This is a genomic window from Lysinibacillus sp. PWR01 (assembly GCF_043359455.1).
In the GTDB taxonomy this organism is placed as follows: Bacteria; Bacillota; Bacilli; order Bacillales_A; family Planococcaceae; genus Lysinibacillus; species Lysinibacillus fusiformis_F.
The window spans coordinates 93,314-99,313 of record NZ_JBHERJ010000033.1; the positions used below are offsets into that span (position 1 = coordinate 93,314).

The window sequence follows — 6,000 nt, forward strand, 5'->3', positions numbered from 1 at the left end:
GTGGCTTCCAATCCTATCTAAGTGCTATTGATGGTATTTTTTGGTTGTACTGAGTGAAGAAGTCTAATGATGTTGTTCATATAAAAATCCCCTTTAAATAAGACGTGTAAAATTAAAGTCCTTCTTTAAGGGGCAATTAACGGATACGGGTCCTTCTTACTGGATTAATGGTTTGTTTTCTTATTAACAATATAATCTCGGTAGACTAACAGGGCGACAAGAAGAAAGCTTAGGCTAACAAGTCGGAAAATCATTTCTATACTTATCCATTCAGCTAACATCCCCAAGATGAATGCGCTCAAACCAACTCCAACATCAAAACTGGAAAGGAAAGTGGCATTGGCTGCACCACTTTTGGCTTCACTTACTTTTTGAACAGCCCATGTTTGTAAGCACGGCATAACGGTGCCATAGCCTGCACCGAATAAAATCGCTGCGATAATCAGTGTGAGACTATTTGTCATATAGGACAACACGATTAATGATAGGAAACCGAAGATGGCTGACACAATGATGATCGACCATGGTCCATGCTTATCAAACCATTTCCCTGTAAATGGACGTATTAAAGTGGAAACAATTGCGTTGATCAGAAAGAATAGAAAAATATGTGCTAATCCCTTTTGTTCACCAAAAAGAACTAAAAATGTAATGATGGCGCCAAAACCAAGCGTCGTCACGACTGTCAATAATGCCTGAAACCTTACCTCTTTTTCAAATAACGCTTCCATAAATCGAAATGGCTGCTTGTCATTTTGAGTAGGTGCCGTAGAATGCACAAATGAAAGCATTAGGATCGCAAATAAACTTAGTAAGGCAGATGACCAAATCAAAGTATGAAAAGAAAAGGAACTATAAATAAGGATCCCGAGACTTGGTGCAACAATCGCTCCGACTGTTGTTGACACCGAGAAATAACCCATTCCCTCTCCTAATCGAGCTTTAGGAATACTATCTACAGCCATTGTACTATTGGCTGTCGTCGATACCCCCCACGCCGTTCCATGGAAAAGTCGCAACAACAGGAAAATCCAAATCGTATTAAGCAGTGGATACAGCATTGTAATGATTAGTAACATGATACTTGCAACAATGGCTAGTTTTTTTCGCTTATGATCGATTAAATAGTATCCTATAAAAGGTCTTATCGTAATGGCGCCTAGTGTAAATACCGTCGTCACCAAGCCTACTTGCATCGGATTGGCGTTTATGCTTAATAAATAGGCTGGTAAAATAGGCAGTAGCATTTCAAATCCTATAAAAATAAAAAAATTACTTATAAATAGAAAAAGAAATGATGAAGTAAAAATTGGTTGTTTTTTCATCGTATAATTCCTCGCTTCTAATTGTTTTTTCTAAATTAGAAGCGCTAGGAACACTGCAACATTCCTTAATTGCCTTAGTTTTTTTAGCAATTAGCTCACCCTCTCTCAGTTGAATCACAACAAAAAAGACGCCATAAAACCGGCGTCTAGAAATTACTTTGTATCGTTAAAAAGTCATTTTTCACACATGACTGACAAAGGCAAAAAGCTTCCGGTTACTAATCTCAATATGCTGTTTCCTTAAAAAACCACAGACTGGTCCCTTTGAGCATAAATCATCTAATTGTAAGAATGTCTTTACCTCAATCGCCGTTCTTCTAAAAATCGTTTCCATGACTTTTTGCCTCCTCTCTCAAAATCAATTCATAGCTTATTATAATTTAATACAAGTCTCCCATAAAAGCAAATCCAACGTTGAAACGATGTAGGAGACGCAAAATGTTTTCCCCTCATCGCCTATCTATAAGGTTCTTTCATTGTCTCCGTCCCTTAATTGAACATGCACCTTGGAGGAGCCCCCACTATATATATGATTAGGAACATTTGTTACATCGAGTAATTCCTTTAGATGAATAGATTTTTCACGATTGGCCTCGATTGTCACATGATATGGCCCTGCAATATTCATAAGCGAATTCATACGCTCATCATCTTTAAAAAAACTCGTATCGATAAATTGTAAATCAAAGGACACTGCTTCATTGCTTCGATTATGTAATACAAGGGTACATTCCCCATTCATTAAGTCTTTTCTCACCATATCAAAATGACAGTTACCGTCTCCTTTATATGAAATGGCCATAATGCCACTAGCAAAGGTTTCTTGATATGCCATAATGAGCAAATGGGGTAAAAATGAATAGAGTAATACTACGATGACAAATGTTCGAAAAAGATATTTGTTTATGCTCCTAAGTAGTATAATCATGGCGATTATAAATAAAATCGAGCAAAAAATGCCGAGTAACACGTATCCATCCTGTGTTTCGATGGGAATTGACATGAATGTAGTATGTGCAATCATCGCTTCATTGTAGGGATACGGAAAAAATAGACACATACATATACCCAAAATAACGATTGACCCAATAAACGCCTTTTTATTGTTAATCATATGCTGCCTCCTTTCTAGAAAATGGCTAGGTGACATACAAAAATATGTACATACCAAATTTACCATATATCCCCTGAAGAAGGAATGAAGCCTGTGAAAAACATCTATTTTATCGTCAATCCGTCTGAAGGATGTGGAAAATTTACGAAATTAAGGTAAATTGATATAATAAAGAAATAAGAGGGAATTACAAGAAGAAAGAGGATGTTTATGTCGGGTATGAAAATAATTTGGTGGGCTGTAAATATTGTATGGTTATTGATTTTTTCTGGCATCGCCGTATTTATTGGGGCAATAAATGTTGATGGTGCAGGGATTGCGCAAACACCTGAAAGTAAAATGGTTTCATTCGTTATTTTGGGCCTCATGTTTCTAATAGTTGTACTTGTGCAATTAATTTTTCTTTACTTTATTAAAAAAGCACAAAGCTCATTTAACTAAAATCACTTAAAAAGAAGCGAGTGGCTATTTTAGCAATCGCTTCTTTTTCGAACTCACATTGGCGCGCATAACTCCCTGAAATTACAGCCGCGACAATGCCATTTTTCCTGTGTTTGTTCAAAATCCTCGATGTCTACGGGCTCGTTGGAGAAAATATCTGCCTGATACTTTTTCATTTCTAAGACACTGCGCTGAAATGTATACAAAATATTCTCCATATCGAAGTCAGTAAAACTATATTTCTTGCGTTTTCCTGTTAATAAATATTCATTATATACCTCGATTTGTGCCAGAGACACACGGTATTTCTGCTGAACATAGTAAGCGTAGAGCGCTAATTGTTGACGGTCATCATCAGACTCTCCGCCCGTTTTCCAGTCTACAATAATCCATTTATCCGCAACTTCATCATAATAATGAAAGTCCATAACAACGAATACCTGGACGTCATCCACTTTCATGGAGCGGAATTGCTCTGGTTCCCCTATACGGAGAGAGCCTTTTTGCGAGGTGATTTGCTGGAATGTTTCGCTCATCAAAAAATGGTTAAAAACAAGTCGTAAACGTTCTTTATAGTCCTGCACAAGCTCAGGAGAAAGTGTGCCTTGATAATAAATTTCCTGCATCATATAGTATTTATTCGGTTTTTGTCTCCAAAATTCAAGACGACGAGTGGAGTCAATAAAGGCTGCATTAAGCTGCCCGCGTGCCAATTGAATCAACTCCTCTACAGTAGGAGCTTTACCTGTTTGTAGATAATCATTAATGGCCTGCTCAATGTATCGATGGACAATTTGCCCAAATAAAATAGGCATCGATTGCAGCTTTTTTAAGCGATACACCTGTTGATGATAGGGCTCCACATTGTAGCTGAGCCACCCGTTATGTGAAAAGTAATATTCAAAGCCATATTTGCGGGCGCAGCTTGTCAATGTTTTATGACGCGAGAGCGACCAGGAAAAGGTTGGATAGGGTGAAATTTCAAACAGGACAATCACCTCCTAAAGCTGATGGATGAAATCATAAACAAGCTGTACGATCAGCACAATCGTTACAATACGCAGTAAAAGCTTTACCTGATTTGCTTTCACTTTTCTCGCGAGCACGAGCCCAATTTGTGCACCAATCGTCGAGCCAATCATTAAAATAAGCGTTAATGGCCATTCAATTTTCCCCGTAGCAATATAGGTAATCGCTGCTCCTGAGCACATTGCAAATACCCCTACCCGTGATAGCCCCACTGCTTTAATATAGGAAATCTTCTCATGTGCATATGTATAAAGCGCCAATGTACTACTGCCAGGGCCAAACATGCCGTCATAAAAGCCTACCCCAAGAAGGATAGGACCGTTTTTTCGATTCATCGTAAAGCGTTCCTTGTCGCCAAAATCAGCACCACCCATAAAGGACATGACAAGCGCAAAGCCAAGTAAAATAATCGCAATGAACGTCAATGTTTGACTGCTCATGAATGAAGCGAAAAGTCCCCCCAATGTACCACCAATCAAAGAGACAAGTAACACCGAACGCATTTCGGTCCAGGCTAATTCCTTACGTTGATAAATCGTATAAAAGCTTGAAAAAGCACTTACCATATTGGACACTTTATTCGCGCCAATAGCCGAATGGACGGGTACACCCATAAGCATCATCGTTGGCAAGGTAATTAAACCACCGCCCCCAACTAACGTGCCAATGACATTCCCTATGATGCCAATTAGTAAAAACAACAAGTATTCCATAATATCCTTCTTTCTCTAACACAAAAAGCAATCATTCTATGATACAGTATAACAGATTGTTATTATCAATGATGATGGAAATGAGGAGCAAGGATGCATATACAACAAAAAACACCCACACCACGCTTTTGTCACCAGCTAACTGTTATCGTGTCTACTATTTTTCTAGCTGGTATTACAGCAACACTCATTCAATATGGCAAGCTCCCTGCCACGATTCCTGTCTTACAAAGCTTCACAAGTGACCAAGCCCAGTTCGGACCAAAAATCGCTATTTTTTATTTACCCTTTGTCGCACTCATGCTCTTTTTACTTTTACACTATTTAGAGATAAAAGCCGCTTATCCTGTGATGCGCAAAAATAAAGCCCCACTGTCCCATAGACAACGACAAAATGGCATCCTTACCTTTTGTCTCATCAAAAATAGTATTCTATTGTATTTCACCTACTCCCTGTTCAATGATCTCACTGTGGCTCTAGGACGTGAACGTATTTTACAGCAATGGCATGCTTACCTATTTTTGCTGCTGTTATGTGGCATCTTCATGATGGGGATTGTGCGAGGCATTTTGTTGAATAAAAAAAGTTAATGTAAAAAAAGAGAGCATGTTTTAACAATGAACATGCTCTTCTTAGACTAATTATTATTCAATGGATGACATTAATTCATAAAAATATTTTTTCTCCTGCGTCTCATAAAGCTTAAACCAAGCATGTAATGTTTCTGGTGTAAAAACATCGAGTAGCCTCAAAACATGGTAGGCAAATCCCAACGGTGCAATGCCAGATGCCGTTACTAAATTCCTTTCAGTTACGGCTGGCTTCTGTTTAAAATGTTCATCCCCAATATAATGTGGACAAAGCATCTTCAAGTATTCGAGATCGTTGCTCGTATGTTGTCTTGTATCAAGCAAACCAACCTTTGCGAGACCAAACGTTGCACCACAAATTGCAGCTACGAAAACATTTTCGTTCAACGCTTTTGAGACTATATTCAATACAGGCTCATGAATAGATTCTAGCCATGTATTGCCTCCTGGAAGAATCAAGACATCCATGCTATTCAAGTGACATTCAGCAACGGCCAGCGTCGGAAGTATGGTGATGCCACCCATCGTCGTAACAGGATTTCTATCAATCCCTACAGTCATCACCTCTAAAGGCTCTAACCCCTTTTTAAAATACCTACCTGTATTTAATTCGGCCATTAAATACCCTATCTCCCAATCTGCCATCGTATCAAATACATAAAGATATACTTTTCTTGTCTGCATAATAAACACTCCTTTAAATGAAACTATCCTTAGTATAAAAAAACTTTACTGACATTCTCCGTCAGTAAAGTTTTCTTAGTGTTGAAAAACAAAACAGTCAATT

8 protein-coding genes are annotated in these 6,000 nt (G+C 38.2%); 2 read left to right on the plus strand and 6 right to left on the minus strand.

Translation table 11 applies throughout. The features are described from left to right. Positions 1-164 precede the first annotated feature (164 nt). The 3 genes from ACEVFT_RS04905 to ACEVFT_RS04915 all read right to left on the minus strand — a co-directional run bounded on the left by ACEVFT_RS04905 (position 165) and on the right by ACEVFT_RS04915 (position 2,439). Positions 165-1,325 (minus strand): MFS transporter, encoded by a 1,161-nt coding sequence (locus ACEVFT_RS04905; RefSeq protein WP_393948463.1) that lies wholly within the window; start codon positions 1,323-1,325, stop codon positions 165-167. Between the two features lie 181 nt (positions 1,326-1,506). Continuing rightward, the gene (locus tag ACEVFT_RS04910) at positions 1,507-1,659 is read right to left on the minus strand and encodes a hypothetical protein (protein ID WP_205442913.1); all 153 of its coding nucleotides are present in this window, start codon (positions 1,657-1,659) and stop codon (positions 1,507-1,509) included. A 126-nt stretch (positions 1,660-1,785) separates the two neighbouring features. Beyond that, positions 1,786-2,439, minus strand: coding sequence for a hypothetical protein (locus ACEVFT_RS04915; RefSeq protein WP_342534439.1), 654 nt, complete (start codon positions 2,437-2,439; stop codon positions 1,786-1,788). Between the two features lie 219 nt (positions 2,440-2,658). Between ACEVFT_RS04915 and ACEVFT_RS04920 the strand changes: the two genes are divergently transcribed. After that, complete coding sequence (locus ACEVFT_RS04920; protein ID WP_342534438.1) at positions 2,659-2,880, plus strand: DUF3923 family protein; 222 nt, start codon at positions 2,659-2,661, stop codon at positions 2,878-2,880. A 53-nt stretch (positions 2,881-2,933) separates the two neighbouring features. On the opposite strand, the gene ACEVFT_RS04925 is transcribed toward ACEVFT_RS04920, so the two are convergent. Together ACEVFT_RS04925 and ACEVFT_RS04930 are read right to left on the minus strand one after the other, a co-directional pair. Continuing rightward, positions 2,934-3,869, minus strand: a complete 936-nt coding sequence (locus tag ACEVFT_RS04925; protein ID WP_393948480.1) for a PD-(D/E)XK nuclease family protein — start codon at positions 3,867-3,869, stop codon at positions 2,934-2,936. A gap of 12 nt (positions 3,870-3,881) precedes the next feature. Beyond that, positions 3,882-4,622, minus strand: a complete 741-nt coding sequence (locus tag ACEVFT_RS04930; protein ID WP_393948466.1) for a sulfite exporter TauE/SafE family protein — start codon at positions 4,620-4,622, stop codon at positions 3,882-3,884. Positions 4,623-4,715: 93 nt separating this feature from the next. Here ACEVFT_RS04930 and ACEVFT_RS04935 point away from each other — a divergent pair, with 93 nt between their 5' ends. Continuing rightward, positions 4,716-5,213: a DUF1648 domain-containing protein gene (locus tag ACEVFT_RS04935; protein ID WP_393948469.1), complete on the plus strand. Its 498-nt coding sequence runs from the start codon at positions 4,716-4,718 to the stop codon at positions 5,211-5,213. 54 nt (positions 5,214-5,267) lie between these two features. Here ACEVFT_RS04935 and ACEVFT_RS04940 read toward each other — a convergent pair whose 3' ends face one another. Further along, entirely contained in the window at positions 5,268-5,897 is a 630-nt protein-coding gene (locus ACEVFT_RS04940; RefSeq protein ID WP_393948471.1) for a type 1 glutamine amidotransferase family protein, read from the minus strand. Positions 5,898-6,000: the final 103 nt, after the last annotated feature.

Coding starts and splice junctions, on each gene's coding strand:
- ACEVFT_RS04905 (WP_393948463.1), bottom strand. CDS start 1,325: ATGAAAAAACAACCAATTTTTACTTCATCATTTCTTTTTCTATTTATA.
- ACEVFT_RS04910 (WP_205442913.1), bottom strand. CDS start 1,659: ATGGAAACGATTTTTAGAAGAACGGCGATTGAGGTAAAGACATTCTTA.
- ACEVFT_RS04915 (WP_342534439.1), bottom strand. CDS start 2,439: ATGATTAACAATAAAAAGGCGTTTATTGGGTCAATCGTTATTTTGGGT.
- ACEVFT_RS04920 (WP_342534438.1), top strand. CDS start 2,659: ATGAAAATAATTTGGTGGGCTGTAAATATTGTATGGTTATTGATTTTT.
- ACEVFT_RS04930 (WP_393948466.1), bottom strand. CDS start 4,622: ATGGAATACTTGTTGTTTTTACTAATTGGCATCATAGGGAATGTCATT.
- ACEVFT_RS04935 (WP_393948469.1), top strand. CDS start 4,716: ATGCATATACAACAAAAAACACCCACACCACGCTTTTGTCACCAGCTA.
- ACEVFT_RS04940 (WP_393948471.1), bottom strand. CDS start 5,897: ATGCAGACAAGAAAAGTATATCTTTATGTATTTGATACGATGGCAGAT.